Origin of the sequence: Azospirillum griseum (assembly GCF_003966125.1) — a bacterium.
Classification (GTDB): Bacteria; Pseudomonadota; Alphaproteobacteria; order Azospirillales; family Azospirillaceae; genus Azospirillum; species Azospirillum griseum.
In genome coordinates, this window is sequence record NZ_RXMA01000149.1 from 1 (window position 1) to 391 (window position 391).

The window sequence follows — 391 nt, forward strand, 5'->3', positions numbered from 1 at the left end:
CGGCCCCACACCTCCAATGACAACCCGTTCTCGGAGGCCCACTTCAAGACCCTGAAATATCAGCCGCAATTCCCCAAGCGCTTCGGCTCCATCGAGGACGCCAGAGCGTTCTGCCGCGACTTCTTCTCCTGGTACAATCGGGATCACCATCATGCCGGAATCGGCCTGATGACTCCCGATCAGGTGCATTACGGCCAAGCCGACGCCGTCCATGCCGCCCGGCAGGAGGCCCTCGACCGCGCCTTTCGCCGCAACCCGGAGCGCTTCGTTCGCAAAGCACCCGAACCGCCCGCAAAGCCCATCGAAGCCTGGATCAATCCGCCGACAAAACCGGAGACCATCCAAGCTTAATTCATAACTCCGGCTGTCTCACATTCGTTGACACGTTCCG

1 protein-coding gene is annotated in these 391 nt (G+C 60.6%); it reads left to right on the forward strand.

Features of this window, described 5'->3' with window-relative positions; genetic code table 11:
• A partial coding sequence (locus EJ903_RS26560; protein WP_148105334.1) for an integrase core domain-containing protein occupies nucleotides 1-351 on the forward strand: 351 nt, incomplete at its 5' end.
• Nucleotides 352-391 lie beyond the last annotated feature (40 nt).